16 protein-coding genes are annotated in these 20,780 nt (G+C 36.3%); all 16 read left to right on the top strand.

Translation table 11 applies throughout. The features are described from left to right. Positions 1 to 45: 45 nt before the first annotated feature. The 16 genes from KO509_RS01125 to KO509_RS01050 all read left to right on the top strand — a co-directional run bounded on the left by KO509_RS01125 (position 46) and on the right by KO509_RS01050 (position 20,683). Positions 46 to 738 carry a glutathione S-transferase gene (locus KO509_RS01125; protein ID WP_252727324.1) on the top strand — a complete coding sequence of 231 codons (693 nt, stop codon included), beginning with the start codon at positions 46 to 48 and terminating at the stop codon, positions 736 to 738. A 251-nt stretch (positions 739 to 989) separates the two neighbouring features. After that, the gene (locus KO509_RS01120; RefSeq protein WP_215971444.1) at positions 990 to 2,261 is read left to right on the top strand and encodes an aminotransferase class I/II-fold pyridoxal phosphate-dependent enzyme; all 1,272 of its coding nucleotides are present in this window, start codon (positions 990 to 992) and stop codon (positions 2,259 to 2,261) included. Between the two features lie 101 nt (positions 2,262 to 2,362). Further along, positions 2,363 to 2,824, top strand: a complete 462-nt coding sequence (locus KO509_RS01115; protein WP_215971443.1) for a DUF1456 family protein — start codon at positions 2,363 to 2,365, stop codon at positions 2,822 to 2,824. An 85-nt stretch (positions 2,825 to 2,909) separates the two neighbouring features. Then, positions 2,910 to 4,109 carry a DEAD/DEAH box helicase gene (locus KO509_RS01110; RefSeq protein WP_215971442.1) on the top strand — a complete coding sequence of 400 codons (1,200 nt, stop codon included), beginning with the start codon at positions 2,910 to 2,912 and terminating at the stop codon, positions 4,107 to 4,109. 112 nt (positions 4,110 to 4,221) lie between these two features. After that, positions 4,222 to 4,986, top strand: a complete 765-nt coding sequence (locus KO509_RS01105) for a glucosaminidase domain-containing protein (RefSeq protein ID WP_215971441.1) — start codon at positions 4,222 to 4,224, stop codon at positions 4,984 to 4,986. A gap of 167 nt (positions 4,987 to 5,153) precedes the next feature. After that, positions 5,154 to 5,522, top strand: coding sequence for a glutaredoxin (locus KO509_RS01100; RefSeq protein ID WP_159822533.1), 369 nt, complete (start codon positions 5,154 to 5,156; stop codon positions 5,520 to 5,522). 145 nt (positions 5,523 to 5,667) lie between these two features. After that, on the top strand, positions 5,668 to 6,684 hold the full coding sequence (msrP, locus tag KO509_RS01095; protein WP_215971440.1) for a protein-methionine-sulfoxide reductase catalytic subunit MsrP: 1,017 nt from the start codon (positions 5,668 to 5,670) through the stop codon (positions 6,682 to 6,684). A 42-nt stretch (positions 6,685 to 6,726) separates the two neighbouring features. Next, on the top strand, positions 6,727 to 7,332 hold the full coding sequence (gene msrQ, locus KO509_RS01090; RefSeq protein ID WP_215971439.1) for a protein-methionine-sulfoxide reductase heme-binding subunit MsrQ: 606 nt from the start codon (positions 6,727 to 6,729) through the stop codon (positions 7,330 to 7,332). A gap of 350 nt (positions 7,333 to 7,682) precedes the next feature. Beyond that, entirely contained in the window at positions 7,683 to 9,071 is a 1,389-nt protein-coding gene (locus tag KO509_RS01085) for an amidohydrolase (RefSeq protein ID WP_215971438.1), read from the top strand. A 10-nt stretch (positions 9,072 to 9,081) separates the two neighbouring features. Beyond that, positions 9,082 to 10,377 carry an amidohydrolase family protein gene (locus KO509_RS01080; RefSeq protein ID WP_215971437.1) on the top strand — a complete coding sequence of 432 codons (1,296 nt, stop codon included), beginning with the start codon at positions 9,082 to 9,084 and terminating at the stop codon, positions 10,375 to 10,377. A 472-nt stretch (positions 10,378 to 10,849) separates the two neighbouring features. Further along, on the top strand, positions 10,850 to 13,459 hold the full coding sequence (locus KO509_RS01075; protein WP_215971436.1) for a TonB-dependent receptor: 2,610 nt from the start codon (positions 10,850 to 10,852) through the stop codon (positions 13,457 to 13,459). A 233-nt stretch (positions 13,460 to 13,692) separates the two neighbouring features. After that, complete coding sequence (locus KO509_RS01070) at positions 13,693 to 16,383, top strand: family 20 glycosylhydrolase (protein WP_252727323.1); 2,691 nt, start codon at positions 13,693 to 13,695, stop codon at positions 16,381 to 16,383. Between the two features lie 289 nt (positions 16,384 to 16,672). Further along, positions 16,673 to 17,596: an N-acetylglucosamine kinase gene (gene nagK / locus KO509_RS01065; RefSeq protein WP_215971435.1), complete on the top strand. Its 924-nt coding sequence runs from the start codon at positions 16,673 to 16,675 to the stop codon at positions 17,594 to 17,596. 64 nt (positions 17,597 to 17,660) lie between these two features. Continuing rightward, a complete protein-coding gene (nagA, locus tag KO509_RS01060; protein WP_215971434.1) occupies positions 17,661 to 18,791 on the top strand; it encodes an N-acetylglucosamine-6-phosphate deacetylase in 1,131 nt (376 codons plus the stop codon). Positions 18,792 to 18,889: 98 nt separating this feature from the next. Further along, positions 18,890 to 20,200, top strand: a complete 1,311-nt coding sequence (gene nagP / locus KO509_RS01055; protein ID WP_215971433.1) for an N-acetylglucosamine MFS transporter NagP — start codon at positions 18,890 to 18,892, stop codon at positions 20,198 to 20,200. Positions 20,201 to 20,458: 258 nt separating this feature from the next. After that, complete coding sequence (locus KO509_RS01050; RefSeq protein WP_215971432.1) at positions 20,459 to 20,683, top strand: TIGR02922 family protein; 225 nt, start codon at positions 20,459 to 20,461, stop codon at positions 20,681 to 20,683. Positions 20,684 to 20,780 lie beyond the last annotated feature (97 nt).

The raw sequence follows: 20,780 nt of genomic DNA, 5'->3' as shown, positions 1-20,780 counted from the left end.
AGCCCATTGAAAAAACATTAGCTAGTAAAAGTATGAGGAAATAAAATGACAACAGATAATATATCCGTAATGAATAACCTTCCTATACTTTATTCCCTTAGAAACTGTCCGTATGCTATGCGAGCCAGAATAGCCGTATTTAAATCCAAGCAACCTATTGAATTACGCGATATTGTGTTAAGTAATAAACCCGATGAAATGCTCCTAGTATCGCCTAAAGGTACTGTGCCTGTTTTGGTGTTAGATAAAAAAGTACCAACCGTAATCGATGAAAGTTTAGATATTATGTTGTGGGCTTTAAAGCAGAGTGATCCTGACGATCTTTTGCATAACCAACAAGTTAATACAGGTACGAATAAGCTGGACGAAATGCTTAGGTTAATTGCTATTTTCGATCAGGAATTTAAGACGAAGCTCGAAGCATATCGATGCGCTAAACGGTATCACGAAGATAATATTACTGAATGCCGATATGCCTGTGAAAATCACCTAAAAATGATAGAAGAGCGGTTAAATTGTCATGCATTTATTATGTCTGATAAAGAGAGTTTAGCAGATATCGCGTTGTTACCTTTTATACGGCAGTTTGCCAGAGTAGAGCGTCAATGGTATTTACAAGCGCCTTATCCCAAAATCCGACAATGGCTTAACCATTATTTACAAAGTCCGATGTTTTCAAAAGTTATGTTTAAGTATCCGCTATGGCTAGATAATGATGAGACTGTTGTTTTTGGTTAATATCTGATACTGGGTAGCGCATTACTTTCGTTATTCTCTTACTCATCGCTACGTAGGTCATTGTGCTTGTCATTTCGTAGGTTACATAATACGGAATCTCCTGAGTTTATCTGTATGCGCATAGGATCCTGAGTCAAGTTCAGAGTGACTATTCATATATCTTATGGTTAATAGATATGAGTTTCTATTTAAATTTTACGTGCATTAAGATAGATTAACTTCAATTATAATAACATCAATTAGGGAATTTTATGAAACTAGCCTCTTTAGCACTGCACCATGGATATGACTCTGAAGCCACAACCAAGGCTGCAACAACACCTATATATCAAACAACTTCTTATACTTTTGATAGCACACAACACGGTGCTGATTTATTTGACTTAAAAGTTCCAGGTAATATATATACGCGTATTATGAATCCAACAACGGATGTATTGGAACAACGCGTGTCTCAAATGGAAGGTGGTATTGCAGGGTTAGCTGTTGCTTCGGGTATGTCGGCAATTACCTATGCTATTCAAGCTATTACATCAGCAGGTGATAATATTATCAGTACTAGTCAGCTTTATGGTGGTACTTATAATTTATTCGCACATACCTTGCCAAGACAAGGCATAGAAGTAAAGTTTGCTTCAGGTGATGATTTAGCTTCATTTGATAACTTAATTGATGAGAATACAAAAGCCGTTTTTTGTGAATCTATTGGTAACCCAGCGGGTAATATTATCGATCTTGAAGGACTCGCTAAAATTGCACACAAACATGGTGTGCCGTTAATTGTTGATAATACCGTTGCAAGTCCAGCTTTGTGTCGTCCGTTTGAGCATGGTGCGGATATTGTTGTTCACTCATTAACTAAATATATTGGTGGTCACGGTACCACTATTGGCGGCATTATTGTTGACTCAGGAAAATTTGATTGGGTTGCAAACAAAAATAGGTTTCCAATGTTAAATGAACCAGATCCTTCATACCATGATGTTGTTTATACTGAAGCATTAGGCGCAGCAGCTTATATTGGTCGTTGTCGTGTAGTACCACTTAGAAATACAGGTGCTGCTTTATCACCACATAGTTCATTTTTGATCATGCAAGGTCTCGAAACTTTATGTTTACGCATGGAGCGCCATTGTGAAAATGCACTTAAGGTCGCTAAATATCTGAGCAACCATGAAAAAGTAAATTGGGTTAATTATGCTGCTTTACCTGAAAGTCCTTATAATGCACTTTGCCAAACTGTCACTAATGGTCAAGCGTCAGGTATCTTAAGTTTTGGTATTAAAGGTGGTAGTGAAGCTGGTGGGCGATTTATCGATGCTCTTGGTATGATTTTACGCTTAGTCAACATTGGTGATGCAAAATCACTTGCGTGTCACCCTGCATCGACGACACATCGACAGTTAAATGCCAAAGAGCTTGAATCTGCGGGGGTTTCTGAAGATCTTGTTAGAATATCTGTGGGTATTGAACATATTGACGATATTATTGCCGATATTGAACAAGCGTTAGCAAAAGCTTAAGTAATGTAATCGAGCATATTGTATGAATGTGATAGCGCTTATAGGTTGATAGCCGTTATACTATAAGCACTTTCACTATTTTTACAGCTCAGGGCAAATTAATGATAAATAATGACCTTCTTCGTCGTATCAGTACGATTTTAAACTTTAATGATGAAAAAATACTTGTCGTGTTTGCGCTAGGGGAATGTGTTATTACCCAAGAACAGTTAGCCGATTTTTTCAAAGAGAAAAATGACAGTGCTTATCAAGTACTCTCTGATAGCGAATTAGCAAGCTTTTTAAATGGTTTAATCACTGAGAAAAGAGGTGCTAAGGACGATACGCCTCAACGTCAAGCTGAGCAAGTATTAACAAATAATGCTATTTTTAATAAGCTAAAAATAGCCTTTGGACTTAAGGCTGATGATGTTATTAATATTCTTGAATTAGCCGGTTTAAGCTTAGGTAAATATGAGCTAAGTGCTTTTTTTAGAAATGTAAACCATAAGCACTACAGAGACTGCAGTGATGATGTACTTTCAACTTTTCTAAATGGGTTAAAAATACAAGCACAACAATAGTTTGCTAACCTCTCTTTAATAAGCGACTTTACGTTGTAGTCGCTTTATTTATTCTAATTAACACAGTTTACTCTTCTGGATCTACATGTCATTTTCAACCCTTGGATTATCTGAACCCATTTTAAAAGCTGTTGCTGATTTAGCTTATACAGAGCCTACTGATATTCAAAAGCAAGCAATACCAGTTGTCTTGTCTGGTAAAGACCTTATTGCTGGCGCGCAAACAGGTACAGGTAAAACTGCGAGCTTTGTTTTGCCTCTTTTAGAGCAGTTACATACAAAAAAAATAAATACAGATCGTAAGTTGCGTGGCAAACGTATACGTGCACTTATATTGGTTCCTACACGTGAATTAGCGGTGCAAGTTGAAGCAAGTATTAGCTCATATAGTAAATATTTAACGTTAAGTTCTATGGCTATGTATGGTGGTGTTGATGCCGTACCACAAAAGCAACGACTAATATGGGGAGTTGATATTATTGTTGCGACACCTGGCCGATTATTAGATATGACACATCAACGTGCTTTACATTTTGATGAGCTTGAAATGTTAGTATTAGATGAAGCTGATAGAATGCTTGATATGGGGTTTATTGATGACATTAATAAAATTATTGAGCGCTTACCTACACAACGTCAAAATTTATTGTTTTCTGCTACTATTTCAGATGAAGTACGTGCCTTAGCTAAAAGAACTATTAATCACCCGGTAGAAATCTCTATCGCTCAAAACAGTGCTTCAAAGCCCCAAATAGCGCAATGGTTGGTAACTACCGATAAAGGTAATAAATCGGCATTATTAAGTCATTTAATAAAAAGTTTGCAATGGCAGCAGGCGCTTATTTTTATTGAAACAAAACATGGGGCTGCTAAATTGGTAAGTCAGTTAGAAAAACGTGACATAAAAGCAGAAGCTATCCATAGTGGAAGAACACAAGCCGTTCGTGAACAAATATGGCATGATTTTAAATCAGGGAAAATTAAATACTTAGTTGCAACAGGCATTGCTGCACGTGGTCTTGATATTGGCGCACTTGAGCGTGTAGTGAATTATGATCTGCCTGACAATGTTGATGATTATATTCATCGAATAGGTAGAACAGGTCGAGCTGGAGCATCTGGAGAAGCAGTATCTTTTGTTTCCAAAGATAACTTTAGAAACTTATGTGCTATTGAAAGTAGGCTAGGCCATGTGATTAATCGGAAAGAATTTGAAGGCTTTGATGTCAAAAAAGTCGTTCCCGTTTCTATTTTGAATTATATACCTAAAAGTAAGCGGAGCTAAGCATAAACGTACCTAAGTATAAATGCACATAAATAAGGTACTCAATAAAGATTTTCAATAAGTTAACGTAACGAATAAATGGCCCTAAAACTCATTTAATTAAGGAAGTTATATGAATAAAGCATTCGATAATAAACGAATATCAATTTTATTAGCCGTATTAGTTTTATTGCTTACACTCGTTATCACCCTTTATTCACACGAACCAAAGCGACCTAACTTTGAAGAATACGCTGCCGGTACGGAGAGAAAGTCCGCTTTTTTTAATTACTTTATTCCGCTTATTGATGAAAAGAATATAAACATAAAAAAGACGAGAAAACAGTTACTTTTATGGTCAGAAAATAGAAATAATATCAGTTGGTGGGATAAGCGAAAAATTGCCGATATAGCAATTCAGTATAGAGTCACAGACGCCACTATTGACGATGATATTTTTTGGCAAAAACTACTTAAGCGTGTTGATGTATTACCGCCATCACTTGTCTTAGCACAAGCAGCTAATGAAAGTGCGTGGGGAACCTCAAGGTTTGCTCAACTCGGTAATAATTTTTTTGGTCAATGGTGTTTTGAAAAAGGTTGTGGACTTATTCCTAATAAAAGAGACTCTGGTAAGAGCCATGAAGTTGCTGCTTTTGACTCACCTCAACAGTCACTTGAAAGCTATATGAATAATTTAAATAGCCATCCTGCATATCAGTCATTACGAAATATACGGGCACAACAAAGAGCTGACAAGCAGCCGATAACAGGGCTTGTTTTAGCTGAAGGTTTAAGTCGTTATTCTGAGCGCGGGATGGAATATATAACAGAGCTACGCGCCATGATTAAATTTAATAAACTGACTCAATATGATCAAAGCCAAGATATTCAGTAACATTTAAGCAATATTCTTCTCGGGTTATGTATGGGCTAACAAAGATGGTTCATGCTAAACTATTTCACCTTCACCGAATTTGGTTTAATGATCAAATTAGATGTTTTAACGCACTTTTTAAATAAAAGTTTTAATACACACTTTACTGTAGAAACAATACTATGATTATGTCGCTCATACGCTGGCCAATTGGTCGCCTTATTTTATTACTAAACTTTATTTTTTCACCAAAATCACCCAAAAGAACCGTTGAAGAACAGAAAAAAGTTGATGAGAATACTAAAAATTTAAGTTTGTACCAACTACCTAGTTGTCCTTTTTGTGTAAAAGTACGCCGTACAATTAAGCGTGAAGGTTTGAATATAGAATTGCGTAACATTAACCAAAAAAATGATTACCGCGAAGAGCTTATTCGTGAAGGGGGCAAACGTACTGTGCCTTGTTTGCGTATTGAGAAAAATAATGGTGAAGTACAGTGGCTTTATGAATCAAGTGATGTCATTACGCATTTACAACAGTTAGTAAAAACAGCATAGTTTTTCTTTTAATAATAATATCTCTCAGTTTAAGCAGTAAATGATTGTTTAAAAATTTAGTCAGTAATCGAGATAATTGAAATTATTTCTGCTATATCAGTGTCTACTATTTCATGTGCTTTAATATGAACCATTAGATACTGATATGCTGATTAATATCCCGACAAAAAATACCCTTAAAGATTGCAACGTTACCGATGAATCGGTATATCTTGAACGTCGAAGTTTATTGAAAAAAATGGGGTTTCTAGGTGCGAGTGCAGTAATGAGCTCTGCCATTACCTCTACAGCGCAAGCGGGCTTTTTTTCAGATGATGATAAAGAGAAGGTGAAGTTTCAAACCAAAGCGCTTAATTTCAGTAAAGACTCAACAAATGAGCACCTGCTTAGAACACCTGAAAATAAGGTGATTTCACATAATAATTTTTATGAATTTGGCGCTCAAAAGGATCAACCTTTAGCGCTATCACAAGGCTTTGATGTTGCCCCTTGGCAGTTAAAAATATCAGGCGAATGTGATAATCCAATAACGCTTGATTATGACAACTTAACTAACATGTTTCCTTTAGAAGAACGTATTTACCGTTTGCGTTGTGTTGAAGCCTGGTCAATGGTTATTCCTTGGATTGGTTTTTCTTTAGCTGATTTACTTAAAAAAGTAGCGCCTAATTCTCGTGCTAAGTATGTGGCTTTTGAAACGTTGTATGACCCTAAACAGATGCCTGGACAAGCTGACAGACGTTTAGGTGGTGGTCTCCTTTTCCCTTATGTAGAAGCTTTACGTATAGATGAAGCGATGAATCCATTAACGTTAATGAGCGTAGGCTTATATGGTAAAACACTGCCTCCGCAAAATGGTGCACCTATTCGTTTGGTTGTTCCGTGGAAGTATGGGTTTAAAAGTATTAAATCAATTGTTGGCATTAAATTACTTGAGCATAAGCCGCCAACCACATGGAATAAATTGGCACCAAAAGAATATGGTTTTTACGCTAATGTTAACCCTAATCATGATCACCCAAGGTGGAGCCAAGCGAGTGAACGTAGTATAACAACGGGAGGACTTTTTTCGCGTAATCGTGTTGCAACACTACCTTTTAATGGTTATGGCGAAGAAGTTGCTGATCTTTATAAAGGTATGGATTTATCAAAAAACTTTTAATGTTTATGATGTCTTTCTACAAACATAAGCTGTCTAGATAATATGAAAAATGATACTAAAGTGTTGTTATTAAAAGTACTTATTCACTTAGGTGCTTTGATACCATTAGTTAATTTATATTTTTTAGCTTTTAATGATAAATTAGGGGCAGATCCAGTTGAAAGTGTTATTCATTTTACTGGTATAGGAGCGTTTAATTTATTGTTAATAACGTTAAGTGTTTCGCCAATCGCTAAATTAACTAAACAAGGTTATTTGTTGAACGTTAGACGCTTACTTGGGCTTTATGCTTATACTTATGCTTTATTCCACTTAGTTAACTTTTTATCTTTTGAAATACAATTTGATGGCGCATTATTTATTAGTGAAGTATGGAAACGTCCATATATTACCATTGGTATGGCGGCTTTCTTTTTATTAACCGCGTTAAGTATTACATCTATAAATAAGTTAAAACGTAAAATGGGTAAATCATGGCAACAGCTACATAATGTTAGCTATATCATCATTTTATTGGTAGCAATCCATTTTTACTGGTCGGTTAAGTCAGAATTAACATCGCCTTTGTTCTATTTTGCTATGGCAATTATGTTACTGTTATTTAGATATAAAAAAATCAAACGGTTACTTTTATCGACGTTTAACTAAGTTTAATTGGTATAGTTTAATTGGCTTAGTTTTAGCTAGGTTTTATTGCTCCATTTAAATATTGAACCATTAAATATTTAAAATGCTCCTCAGTAAACTATCTCAATTTTTATACCATTGGTCGTAATTCTGTCTCAAACACGCTACTTATAGCGCTAAGGGCTTGTCGTTACTGGTCAAACATAATATTCTTTTTAGGTCTAAACTATTCTATTTAACCCCAGATTGGGTTGTTTAATATCAAAGTAAAAAATAATTTTCTTATATATTTTAGCTAGGAAAAACTTTTCGATACTACTTGAATAGCCATGAAAAATAATAATAGCTGTTATTTACCTAAAGGAATAAACATGAAAAAAATACCTTTTAAGCTGAGTTTAGCTTTGACCGCAGTGTCACTTACTTTGGCTGCGTGTTCACCCAACGAAAAACAAGATGATAAAGTCACGATAAATAAAAACCCATTCCCAAGCACATACAAAGTATTACCACAACAAAACACCTTATTTACTAATGCCACTGTATTAAATGGTATTGGTGAACGTATGGATAATGCAGATGTTCTTATTATTGATGGTAGAATTAAACAAGTTGGTGTTGATTTAACGGCAACCAATGTAGAAGTTATTGACGCGCAAGGTAAATGGATAACCCCTGGCATTATTGATGTGCATTCTCATTTAGGTGTATACCCAAGCCCTAGTGTTGAATCACACTCTGATGGTAATGAAATGACCTCGCCGAATACCTCTGAGGTGTGGGCTGAACATAGTGTTTGGCCACAAGATCCTGGTTTTGAAGCAGCTAGAGAGGGGGGGATAACTACCTTACAAATTTTACCTGGCTCAGCCAATTTATTTGGTGGCCGTGGCGTAACTTTACGAAATGTTCCTGGCCATACTATGCAAGCGATGAAGTTTGCTGATGCTCCTTACGGTTTGAAAATGGCGTGTGGAGAAAACCCTAAACGTGTTTATGGTAGCAGAAAGCAAATGCCTTCAACGCGTATGGGAAATGTTGCTGGTTATCGAGCAGCTTGGGCTGAAGCAACTGAATATAAACGCGCATGGGCTAAATATAATAGTGATTATGACGCAGGTAAAAATCCTGAAGCGCCGAAAAGAAACCTAGAATTAGATACTTTAATGGGCGTACTTGACGGTGAGATTCTTGTACATAATCATTGTTATAAAGCAGAAGAAATGGCAGTAATGGTCGACATAGCTAAAGAGTTTAACTATGACTCGGGCACTTTTCATCATGCAGTAGAAGCTTACAAAATTGCAGATGAGTTAGCTGCAAATGGAAACTGTGTTGCCATGTGGCCAGACTGGTGGGGTTTTAAAATGGAAGCCTATGACATGGTTGATGAAAACGTAGCTATTGTTGATGCTGTGAAAAACTCATGCGCTATTGTTCATTCGGATTCTGAAACGACCATTCAACGATTGAACCAAGAAGCCGGTAAGGTGTTATATCGTGCTATTGATAATGGTTTTAATCTAAAAGAAGAAGATGCTATTAAATGGATAACAGCTAATGCAGCAAAATCATTAGGCATTAACGATAAAACCGGTAGCTTAGAAGTCGGCAAAAATGCAGATGTAGTTTTATGGAATACTAATCCCTTTAGTGTTTATGCACGTGCCGAACAAGTTTTTGTTGATGGCGCAAAAGTGTACGATCGTTTTGATGAAAAATATCAAGCGAAAAGTGATTTTCTTTTAGGGCAAGAGTAGGGAATAACTAATGAATAATATTCAAGTAAAAAAACGAACATTCACTTTAAGCTCTTTAGTAACAGCATCTCTTACCGTATTAGCGTTAACGAGTACTGTAGTAAATGCTAAAATCACGGCTATTACTAATGCCACTGTTCATACGGTAGCGAGTCAAGGGATTTTAGAGCAAGCCACTGTTATTATTGATGAAGGCGTCATTACTCAAGTTTATGAAAATGAGAATACGCCTGAAAATATTGCAGCAGATGAAGTCATTGACGCCAAGGGAAGAATATTAACCCCAGGTTTTATTGGAACCATGAATTCTTTAGGCTTAGTTGAAGTTGGCGCTGTATCAAGAACGCGTGATGGTAGGGATGAAAAGGCAGATATAACCTTTGACGCTAGCTTAGCATTCAACCCTAAATCAACTTTAATTCCTTATACCCGTAAAGGTGGGATAACGAGTAATATATCGGCACCCGTTGGCGGAGAAGGTCTGTTTGCAGGTCAAACATTTGCTGTTGACTTATCGGGTGATTTTTCGAGTATTATTGAAAAGCAAAATGCCGTTATTATTTATTTAGGCTCAGAAAGTAAAGGCTCTAGAGCACAAAAGTTACAAGCGCTAGATTATAAGTTTGCTGATGCTAAAAAAGCGCTAGCGAAGCAAAAAAATCAAACAGCGAAAGAGAAAAAAGAAGCGAAAGAGCCAAGCCGTGATGAATTAGTTGTTAATGCTTTATTGGCGGGAGAAAAGCCATTATTAGCTTATGCTGACAGAGCAACTGACTTACTAGCTTTACTTACCTTGAAGAAAAAATATGGTATTGATTTAGTGTTGGTTGGTGCGAGTGATGCTGTACTTGTTGCCAAAGAAATAGCAGCAGCGGACGTACCGGTTATTTTAAGCTCAATTGATAATTTACCGAGTAGTTTTGACTCATTGCACGTTTCTTTAGCTAACATGGGAATATTAGCTAAAGCAGGCGTTAAGATTATTTTAGCACCTAAAGGTGAAAGTCATAATATTAATCAATTACGCTTTGATGCTGGTATTGCCGTTGCTAATGGCTTACCAAAAGCTGATGCTATTGCTTCGCTTACGGCTAATGTAGCTGATGTATTTAAACTTAACTCAGGTCGTATCGAAGTAGGAAAAAATGCTGATTTAGTATTATGGAGTGGTGATCCTTTGGAGTTAAGCACCAAAGTAGATTTTATGTGGATTAATGGTAAACCTGTTTCCACTCAATCACGTCAAGATGCTTTACGTGATCGTTATACTGAAAAGGGTAATATGCCAAAAGCTTATTATCAATAACACGTATTAAATTTTTATGAAAGGCGAACAATTTTGTTCGCCTTTTTTATTGGTAAATTGCGCTATTATTTCTATTCAAATCATATAATTTAACGATAAATTTCACTCTGTGTTAAAATTATGACGTATTTATGATAATTAAAAGTTGAATTTAGCTACATTAAATCAAAATTTAAATTACTTTATTTCAATCACTTAAGAAAATAATACATTTTAAATTAAATTATTTTTAGAATTTGACTAGCTAAATTTAAAAATAAGCGTTATGGTTTTAGTCGCCTTATGACAGCGTTGTCATGATTTATGACAGCGCTGTCGTAATATGAAAATAAAATATTTATATTACTGTATTAAAAAGATAGAGAGCTTCGATATAGTTTATTTCAGATAAGCTTGTGAAATTTATCAATAGTTCGCTGATACAAGAAAATTGAAATTAATTAAATAAAACAAAAATGAGTAAGGGAAATCTATGTCATCTAAAATATTTAAAAAAGGCGTGTTAGCTAGTTCAATCGCTTTAATCTTAGCTAGTGGTACTGCACCAATGGTAATGGCTGCAGAAGAAGTTACAGATAAAGAAATGGAAGTAATTAAAGTAACTGGTATTCGTGGTTCATTAAAAGCATCATTAAACGGTAAACGTTTTTCTGACGCCGTAGTTGATGTTGTATCAGCAGAAGATGTTGGTAAATTTCCAGATAGCGATGTTGGTGAGTCTTTAGCTCGAATTCCAGGGGTAGCAGTGTCCCGTCAGTTTGGCCAAGGTCAGCAAGTCTCTATTCGTGGAGCCTCAGCACAGTTAACACGTACTTTATTAAATGGCCACTCAGTTGCATCTACTGGTTGGTATGATCAACAAGCGATTGACCGTAGTTTCAATTACTCTATGCTTCCTTCTGAAATTGTTGGTGGTCTAGAAGTTTATAAGTCCTCTCAAGCTGATTTAGTTGAAGGTGGTATTGGTGGTACGGTGATCGTTAAAACCCGTAAACCACTAGATTTAGACTCAAATACAGCTTTTTTAAGTATTAAAGGTGACTACGGAACGGTTTCTGAAGCTCTTGACCCTGAACTATCTGGTTTATACAGCTGGAAAAATGATGATGAATCATTTGGTGTTTTAGTTGCGGCTTCTTATTCTGAAACTGACTATCAACGTAATGGCATAGAGTCGTTACTAGGTTGGGGAGAAATTGTTCCAACAACTTTCCAACAAGAACGTGAACGTACAGCGGTAAACGTAGCTTTTCAATATAGACCAACGGACAATTTAGAGTTTGGTTTAAATATAATGTCATTAGACTTAGAAGCTGATAATGCTAATACCTCTGTATTTACCATGTTTCCTGATGATAAAAATGCAGCTTGTGAGCAAACAAATGCTGCTGGCGCATGTACTTTTTATCGTCGACCAGGTACCGGTGCTGACTCAGGTTGGGCACAAACTTGGGCACGTGAAACAGGCATGACTTCTGAAACTGTTGATCTTGATTTTAAATATGAAGCGGATGCCTACACGCTATCTGGTCGTGTTGGTTCTACCAAAGCTGAAGGTGGTACTGATTTAACAGCAAACTATGGTACATGGTTAGGTACTGCTGAAGATTATGCTGGTACATATGACGCAACAGGTAAAGTGATTGCTATTGATATCGCTAGAAATAGTTTTACTGCTGATGATTTTCAAGGCGATTTAGCCTCGGCAAGTTGGGCACTTAAAACACAACCGAACTCTGACGAAGAAACGTATTTAAATTTAGATTTAGAAGTCCCTGTTGAACTGGGTGTTATCTCTTCGATAAAAACAGGTTTCCGTTATGCAGATCATAGCGTTAAACAACAAACGTTTGCCGCTATTGCTCCTGATATTACAGGACAAGATGCTTCTGCATTTTATTCAGGTACCATTTCTGCGGGTGCAGGTTTTACACTACCCGCGCCAAATTTATCAGCTATGTTAAGTGACTCTAAGTCTTTTATTACTGGTTATGAAGAAGATAGAGCAGGATACGGAACAGTGGATGAAGAAAATGTTGCAATATATGCAATGGCTGATTTTAGTACCGATGGTATTCGAGGTAACTTAGGTCTACGTTATATTACAACAGATGCTTCATCTGATCATTATGCACTTAGCTCTACAGGTGTTCGTGATACTAATTTAACAAACGAATCTGCAAGTTATAATGAGTTATTACCAAGTATTAATGTAGTAATGGATTTAGCAGACAATATCATTTTACGTACATCAGCAGCACAAGTTATCTCTCGTCCAAACTATTCAGATATGTTTGCTACACAAGCGTTAACTGGTTATCACGATGGTATAGCAGCTAATGAAGTTCAAAATACAGGTAACGTTAGTTTAAGCCCTTTCAAAGCATTCCAAGCTGATATTGGTATTGAATGGTATTTCAGTGATGATGCTATGTTAAGTGCTACTTACTTTACTAAAGAAGTAAGCTCATTTATTTCATCGCAGCAAACACTTAATAACTCAATCGGCATTGTTGATAATGACTCTGCTGCTATCGGTCTTAATTGTGGTGGTGCTGACGGTGACTGTTGGACGGTAAGTAAGTCTGTTAACGGTGCTGGTGGTTCAATTGAAGGGATCGAAGTTCAAATTCAAGATGCCTTTGATAATGGTTATGGTTATTCAGTTAACTACACTTATGCCGATGCAGAATCTCCAGGTGAAAACTACCCTGATGAAGTGAGTGTTTTTTCTGACTCGTCTAAGCATACTGTTAACTTAGTTGGTTTTTATGAAAATGATGACTTCTCTGCACGTATTGCTTATAACTGGCGTTCTGAGTACATGATGCGTGAATTACCTGGTTTTTACGGTAACAGAGAGCATCAAGATTACGGTTCTTTAGATTTTAGTGGCTCTTATGCAGCAACCGACTATATCGATATTACTTTTGAAGCGGTTAACATTACCGAAGAAGACAGTATTCAAATTGGTGTTGCGAGTTTAGATGCTAGTGTTACTGATGAATTTAAAGCGGGTTACCCTGCTTGGAGTTTTGAAGGTGAAGCTCGTTATAAAGTGGGTGTTAGCATACGCTTTTAATAAGTAGCTAATATTAGTTAATATTGCGAAAGCCCAGCAAATGCTGGGTTTTTCATTATTTAATGACGTTACTTTGTTTACTTATCTTTCATACTCTTGGCAAATAAATGCCGTCGACTATTTGAATTAAGTTACTTTATTCTAATAGTGAACATTTATTGTAGAGTAGTAAGTTAGTATTTATCTAGTACATCATTGTAATGAGCATCAAACAAATTTTATGGATTAGAAACATGAATCAAAAAACACTACCAAAGATGCGTTTATCAACATTTGTTGCTTTGTCATTGAGCTTATTTCTTTTAGGTTGTGAAAATAGTAACCAAAAACCAAATCAGACTATAGAATCTGTTGTGCCCAAAGCATTACCCGACGCTAAACAAAGCGATATTGATAATATTGCCAACAATCTTGACGTCAAATACCGAGTGATCAGTAATGTGCCAACACAATATTGTGATGCTAATGTTAGTGATGGTGCCTGTTTTGAAGTAGAGTTAAGTTTTACTGCAAAAGAGCCTATCGATACTAAAGGATGGTCGATCTATTTCAGTCAGATTTCTCCGGTCCAATCATCGATAAGTGATGAGTTTAGTGTTACGCATATAAATGGTGATTTACATAAAATTACTTTGTTAAACAATTTTTCAGGCTTTAAAGCTAATGAAACGAAAAAAGTAACTTTTAGAGCTAATTTCTGGATGCTATCAGAAACCGATGCGCTACCAAATTATCTGGTTACGTCGTTAGGTTTACAAGCTAGAGTCATTACCAGTACTAAACCGATAACAGACCAAGAAACTAAATTAGAAGTATTACCTTTTATTGTGCCTTTTACCGATGAAATTACTCAATTTAAACGCAGCAGTGGTGATAACACACGATGGTTAACAAGCCAAAGTTTATATAAGCGTAATGCTCAAGGAGTCGCTGATTTAGCGGAAGAGCTGCCGACAATTTCTCAAGCAATCATACCAACACCTAAATCAGTTCGCTTTGATGAAAACAATACTTTGGTTAATGTGGCTGAAGGAATTAATGTTGATTATTTAAATGTAGTCCCTAAGGCAGTGAATGCGGCGTTAAAGCATTTATCAATGCTAGGTCTTAAGCAAAACAATCAGGGCTACCCTGTTACATTAAAAGTGGAGCCAGATAATACTAAAGCAATCGGTAGCTATAAACTATCTGTTAATAGCAAAGAAATTAGTATCATTGGTGTTGATGAGAATGGTGTTTTTAATGGCTTACAGTCACTTGCAAGCTTGTATACCATAGGGCATAAAACCTTGCCTGTTGTTGAAGTAGATGATGAGCCACATTATGCTTTTCGAGGTATGTTGGTTGATGTTGCACGTAACTTCCATTCTAAAGAATTTATTCTAACGTTATTAGATCAAATGGCGGCTTATAAGTTAAATAAACTACATTTACACCTTGGGGATGATGAAGGTTGGCGTCTAGAAATTCCAAGTTTACCTGAACTTACTGAGCTATCAAGTAAACGCTGTTTCGATACACAAGAGCAAACATGTTTGATATCGCAGTTAGGTGCTGGTGTAGATAGTGAGTCATCGATTAATGGTTTTTATAGTGTAAGTGATTATCAAGAGATTTTAAAAGCAGCGACGGCAAGACATATTCAAGTAATTCCTTCACTAGATATGCCGGGACATTCACGTGCGGCGATGAAGGCTATGGCTGCTCGATATAATAAGTATCAGGCACTTGAGGAAACTGAAAAAGCAACACAATTCTTGCTTGATGACTTCGAAGATAAGACGGAATATTCGTCAGTGCAGTTTTATAATGATAATACGCTTAATGTTTGTCTTGAATCGACATACGATTTTATATTGGAAGTAATGACGCAAGTAAAACAAATTCATAGTGAGGCTGGACAACCATTAACTCGTTACCATATTGGTGCTGATGAAACTGCAGGTGCATGGCTTGAATCGCCTGCATGTAAAGCGTTTGTGGCAAAAAATGACCAAGGCGTTTCAAAGATGAGTGATCTTGGCGCTTACTTTATTGAACGAGTTGCTGGTATTTTATTAAGTCTTGATATTGAAGTAGCAGGTTGGAGTGACGGGATGGAACATACCCGTAAGGAAAATATGCCTGCTATAGTACAAGCTAATTCTTGGGATGTGCTTTTTTGGGAAGGGCATAAAAAAGTACATGCTTTAGCAAACCGTGATTGGCAAGTCGTGCTTTCTTCTCCTGATGTTTTATATTTTGACTTTCCATATGAGGCTGATCCAAAAGAACACGGTTATTACTGGGCATCTCGTCATACCAACACAGAGAAAGTTTTTCAATTTATGCCTGATAACTTACCAGCTCATGCAGAGTTTTGGTTGGACAGAGAAGACAATAGTTATGTTGCTGATGATACCAAGTCGACACTAGCTAAAGGACAAACCTTTTTAGGCATTCAAGGTCAACTTTGGAGTGAAAATACACGTAGTGATGAAGTTGCAGAACATAAAATATATCCACGTTTAATCGCTTTAGCAGAACGCGCTTGGCATCTACCTAGCTGGGCAATACCATATAATTATGATGGCGCTATATACAGTCAAACGACAGGCTTATTTACAACAGATATGAAAAAATCTCGAGATGATGACTGGCGTTTATTTGCACAAGTTTTAGGTCAAAAAGAGCTTCCTAAGTTAGAGTTAGCTGGAGTAGATTATCGCTTGCCAACAGTAGGTGCTGTAATTGAAGATGGGGTACTAAAAGCTAATATCGCTTTTCCAGGGCTTACTATTGAATATCAAATAAATAATACTGAAAGTGGACCGTCAATTTGGCACACGTATACAGCACCAGTTAAAGTAACTGGGGCGGTATCTGTTCGTAGTCGTGCTATTAATGGTTTAAGAACAGGGCGCATTACTAAAGTTACTAAGTAATGATTTTTATATTATCGATAAAGATGAAAAACAATAATCTTTTCGTCTTTATTGATAATTAATTCTTTATATTTCCTTTAATATCAAGATGTTATGTTTTTCCGTTAACTAAAATATTGGTAAATATTAATAATTAATGAAAAAATAAATGACAACGCTGTCATCTAAAGGTAAGATAAATGAATAAATCAATTTAATTTAATTCTTTTTATATTGCTTATTTATTAGAAGTAGCACTAACAATACGAAAGCAAGATATTGAATAATTGAGAAAAATTTTGAGGTTAGTATGCTCACAAGCTGTGACAATAACAAAGCGCTATTTCTAGGAATAGACGGTGGTGGAAGCAAGTGTAAAGCCATTGTAATGAATGAAAACAATGAAATTCTGGGAACAGGAATTTCTGGACCAGGCAACCCTCTACATGGAATAGGGCAAGCAACTGATTCAATTACAGAGTCTGCACTGTTGGCATTAAAAGATGCAGGATTAACACATATTAACTTAAGCGAAATTTATGCTGGCGTTGGTTTAGCAGGGGTTAATTTACCTATTCAGTTTAAGCAAATGCAAGAATGGCAAAGCCCATTTAAAGGCTTATTTTTAGCGCACGATTTACTTATTGCTTGTTTAGGTGCTCATCATAGTAGTAATGGTGCGGTCATCATTTCAGGTACAGGCTCTTGTGGATTTTCATGTATTGATGACCAAGAAGTTATCATTGGTGGGCATGGTTTTCCTCAAGGTGACATTGGTAGTGGTGCTTGGTTTGGGTTACAAGCAGTGAAGCAAGTATTACTTTCTCTTGATGGTATTGCTGAATATTCAATAATGAATGATGTGTTATTAGCAAAATTACATTGTGCTGATGCGACATCTATCGTTGAAAAAGTAGCGGGAAAAAAAGCAACTTATTTTGCTCAACTAGCAAATTTAGTGTTTGATGCTGCAGAGCAGGGCGATAATATTGCTATTGCAATTGTCACAGAGGGTGCCGAATACATTAATAGTATTGCTCGTGTGTTATTAACTAAAATGCCCGCGCGTATATCAATGCTTGGCGGTTTAACAATACGGTTGAAACCTTGGCTTGATAAAAATTTGCAAGAAAAATTAGCCGAGCCATTAAGTCCTCCAGAAGTTGGAGCTGTATTGTTTGCCCGTAAAGAGCTAGCAATGCAACAAAACTTAAGTGTAGTTCAAAGTGCGTAGTTGAGCTAGAAACGAGTCGATAACTAGCATAGGCACACTAGAAATATTTAAGGATTAACATTAAATGACACAACTTAGATTTCACGCCAAACGTTTATTTGATGGTCAGCAATTTATTGATGATCAAGTATTAACCATTACTAATGGTGTTATTAGCGCGATAGATCAAAATATTAATGATGTAGATATTGTAGCATCAGATTTAGTTGTGCCAGGGTTCATTGATTTACAAGTTAATGGTGGAGGTGGCGCTTTATTTAACGACTCTCCTTCTGTTGAGAAGCTTGAAATTATTATGTCAGCTCATGCAAAGTTTGGTACCACAGCAATGATGCCAACGTTAATCACTGACAAAGTAGACGTGATGACGCAAGCAGCTGATGCTATATCAGAAGCAATAACCAAGAAAATACCAGGCATAGTGGGTATTCACTTCGAAGGCCCTCATTTATCCTTAGCCAAAAAAGGCACTCACAGTGGTGACCTTATTCGTCCAATTTCTGATGCTGAATGGCAAATATTATCACGAAAAGACATGGGGCAAGTGATGGTTACTTTAGCCCCAGAGACTGTTTCTGCAAAAGATATAGCGCGCATGGTTGAACTAGGTATTAAAGTTTGTTTAGGACACACTAATGCAGACTTTTGTACAGCGCAAAAAGCGGTTGATGCTGGCGCAACTGGTTTTACGCATTTGTTTAATGCTATGTCACCATTACAAGGTCGAGAGCCAGGAGTCGTGGGTTGCGCCTTGTTAAATGATAATACTCAATGTGGTTTAATTGTTGATGGTCATCATGTTGATTATGCAAGTTGTAAGTTAGCGATTAAAACTAAACCTGCCGGAGGAATATTTTTAGTCACAGATGCAATGCCACCTGTTGGAACTAATATGACAGAATTCCCTTTATATGACAGAACGGTTTATGTAGACAAGGGCAAGTTAACGTCAACCACAGGTGAATTAGCAGGCTCATCTTTAGATATGGCTACAGCAGTAAAAAATACACATTTAGGTTTGAATATTCCTCTAGGTGAATCAATACGTATGGCGAGTTTATATCCAGCACAATACTTGTATGAAAATCAAAATATTATTCGTGGAGAGTTAAAGGTAGGGATGCAGGCAGATATGGTTGTTTTAAAAGAAGATTTCACTGTTTTATCTACTTGGATTGCTGGAGAAAAAGTTTAATTAATAGCGATAAAATTTATTTGAGTAGTAAATAAAAATAATTAAAAAGTTAGTGTTATTTTAATCGCTAACATACTAAAAAAGAGGAAGTTAGAGAAATGTCATTACCTATAAATGAACAAGAGCAATCAAATAACTCAAAGAGTAATGTGTTACCTATGGCAATAGTTGCAGGGCTATTCTTTATCTTAGGTTTTGCTACTTGGTTAAACGGCTCGTTAATGCCTTACCTTAAACAAATATTACAGTTATCACCTTTTCAAGCATCTTTGATCTTATTCTCTTTTTACATCGCAGTAACTTTTACCGCACTACCGTCTGCTGCCATTATTCGTAAAGTTGGCTATAAAAACGGTATGGCATTAGGGATGGCGACTATGATGGCTGCAGGCTTATTATTCATCCCTGCAGCTAAAACACAAATATTTGCTTTGTTTCTCTTAGCTCAATTAGTAATGGGAGCAGGTCAAACCTTATTACAAACAGCTGTTAATCCTTATGTTGTTCGCCTTGGACCTGAAGAATCAGCTGCAGCACGTATTTCTGTTATGGGCATCTTAAATAAAGGCGCAGGTGTTGTTGCTCCTATTGTTTTTACCGCGCTTATTTTAAGTGGTTTTGGTGATACGGCTAATACTGAATTAACCGCAATAGAAATTGATGGTATGGCTGATGCGCTAGTCACGCCGTATTTGGGCATGGCTTTATTTATTGGTTTATTAGGATTTGCTGTTAAAAAATCGCCATTACCTGAGCTAGAAAGAGAAGTAGATGAAGGTGATAACAAAGGACAGCTAAAAGAAGCGTTGTCTCATCCTAACTTAGCGCTAGGTGTATTAGCATTATTTTTCTATGTGGCTGTTGAGGTCATTGCAGGTGATACCATTGGAACGTTTGCGTTATCGTTAGGTGTTAAAAATTATAGTGTGATGACGTCATATACTATGGGGTGCATGGTTGTTGGTTACATTTTAGGTATTATTTTAATACCTCGTTTTATTTCGCAACAAACAGCATTAACTATTTCTGCGCTACTTGGTGTATTACTGAGCTTAGGTGTTGTTTTTGGTGATAATAATTCATTTGTTATCGCTAATGGGCTTTCATTTATTTTAGGTGAAGCACAATTCCCAGATACACTGATCCTAATAGCATTTCTTGGTCTAGCTAATGCGATTGTTTGGCCAGCAGTATTTCCTTTAGCTTTATCTGGCATGGGTAAGCTAACTAGTATTGGTTCAGCACTATTAGTTATGGGGATTTCAGGTGGCGCATTTGGTCCTTTATTTTGGGGACTGGCAAGCGGCACTTCTATGGGGCAACAAGGCGGGTATATTGTGATGTTACCTTGTTATTTATTTATTCTATTTTATGCCGTAAAAGGCTGCAAAATGAAAAGTTGGAAGTAGTTAGATACATAATTACGACTAACGAAAGAATTACGAATATTGGTACTTCCTTCTAGCCAGTATTTGTAAAAAATCTCTGCGGTCAAAATTAATAATTTCAATTATTTATTTTGAAAGTTGAGGGTGCGTTAAACGGTCATTTGATCGACCCTGGGCCTTTATGGTTCAGGGTTTTTTTATGCGCAAAGTAAATAGCTTTACTAATAAGTTATTCGTGTATAATCTATCACCATATTTATTATTAAAGTTGTCAATACTATGTCGGAGCTTCAACGTAAAGTGACCATTATTTATTATCAAGATAATGGTTTAGAACTGCATCATACGGTGGAAATATTTGATCAGAACTTATCTGGAAGAGTTATTATTCCAAAAGAATTTAAAGATGGTAAATCTATTATTGCTGTTTGTGACGGGGAAGTTGAGATTCTCAACAAGATTGGAGATCGTATACTTTCGGTTAATTACGTTACTTCAAACTAAATTAACTTAAGTGATTTTAAGGACGGTAGTGTATTAATTCAGTGGCTGTGAGGTAAGGAGAACAACAAATAGTGTGTTCTCCTAATCGACTTCGCTA

The organism is Colwellia sp. C2M11, assembly GCF_018860915.1.
Lineage (GTDB): Bacteria > Pseudomonadota > Gammaproteobacteria > Enterobacterales > Alteromonadaceae > Colwellia.
Note: the sequence above shows the minus strand (reverse complement) of the source record. Positions and strands in the feature narration are given on the sequence as shown.

Coding starts and splice junctions, on each gene's coding strand:
- KO509_RS01085 (WP_215971438.1), top strand. CDS start 7,683: ATGAAAAAAATACCTTTTAAGCTGAGTTTAGCTTTGACCGCAGTGTCA.
- nagP (WP_215971433.1), top strand. CDS start 18,890: ATGTCATTACCTATAAATGAACAAGAGCAATCAAATAACTCAAAGAGT.
- nagK (WP_215971435.1), top strand. CDS start 16,673: ATGCTCACAAGCTGTGACAATAACAAAGCGCTATTTCTAGGAATAGAC.
- KO509_RS01115 (WP_215971443.1), top strand. CDS start 2,363: ATGATAAATAATGACCTTCTTCGTCGTATCAGTACGATTTTAAACTTT.
- KO509_RS01080 (WP_215971437.1), top strand. CDS start 9,082: ATGAATAATATTCAAGTAAAAAAACGAACATTCACTTTAAGCTCTTTA.
- KO509_RS01120 (WP_215971444.1), top strand. CDS start 990: ATGAAACTAGCCTCTTTAGCACTGCACCATGGATATGACTCTGAAGCC.
- KO509_RS01110 (WP_215971442.1), top strand. CDS start 2,910: ATGTCATTTTCAACCCTTGGATTATCTGAACCCATTTTAAAAGCTGTT.
- KO509_RS01070 (WP_252727323.1), top strand. CDS start 13,693: ATGAATCAAAAAACACTACCAAAGATGCGTTTATCAACATTTGTTGCT.
- msrQ (WP_215971439.1), top strand. CDS start 6,727: ATGAAAAATGATACTAAAGTGTTGTTATTAAAAGTACTTATTCACTTA.
- msrP (WP_215971440.1), top strand. CDS start 5,668: ATGCTGATTAATATCCCGACAAAAAATACCCTTAAAGATTGCAACGTT.
- KO509_RS01050 (WP_215971432.1), top strand. CDS start 20,459: ATGTCGGAGCTTCAACGTAAAGTGACCATTATTTATTATCAAGATAAT.
- KO509_RS01100 (WP_159822533.1), top strand. CDS start 5,154: ATGTCGCTCATACGCTGGCCAATTGGTCGCCTTATTTTATTACTAAAC.
- KO509_RS01125 (WP_252727324.1), top strand. CDS start 46: ATGACAACAGATAATATATCCGTAATGAATAACCTTCCTATACTTTAT.
- KO509_RS01075 (WP_215971436.1), top strand. CDS start 10,850: ATGTCATCTAAAATATTTAAAAAAGGCGTGTTAGCTAGTTCAATCGCT.
- KO509_RS01105 (WP_215971441.1), top strand. CDS start 4,222: ATGAATAAAGCATTCGATAATAAACGAATATCAATTTTATTAGCCGTA.
- nagA (WP_215971434.1), top strand. CDS start 17,661: ATGACACAACTTAGATTTCACGCCAAACGTTTATTTGATGGTCAGCAA.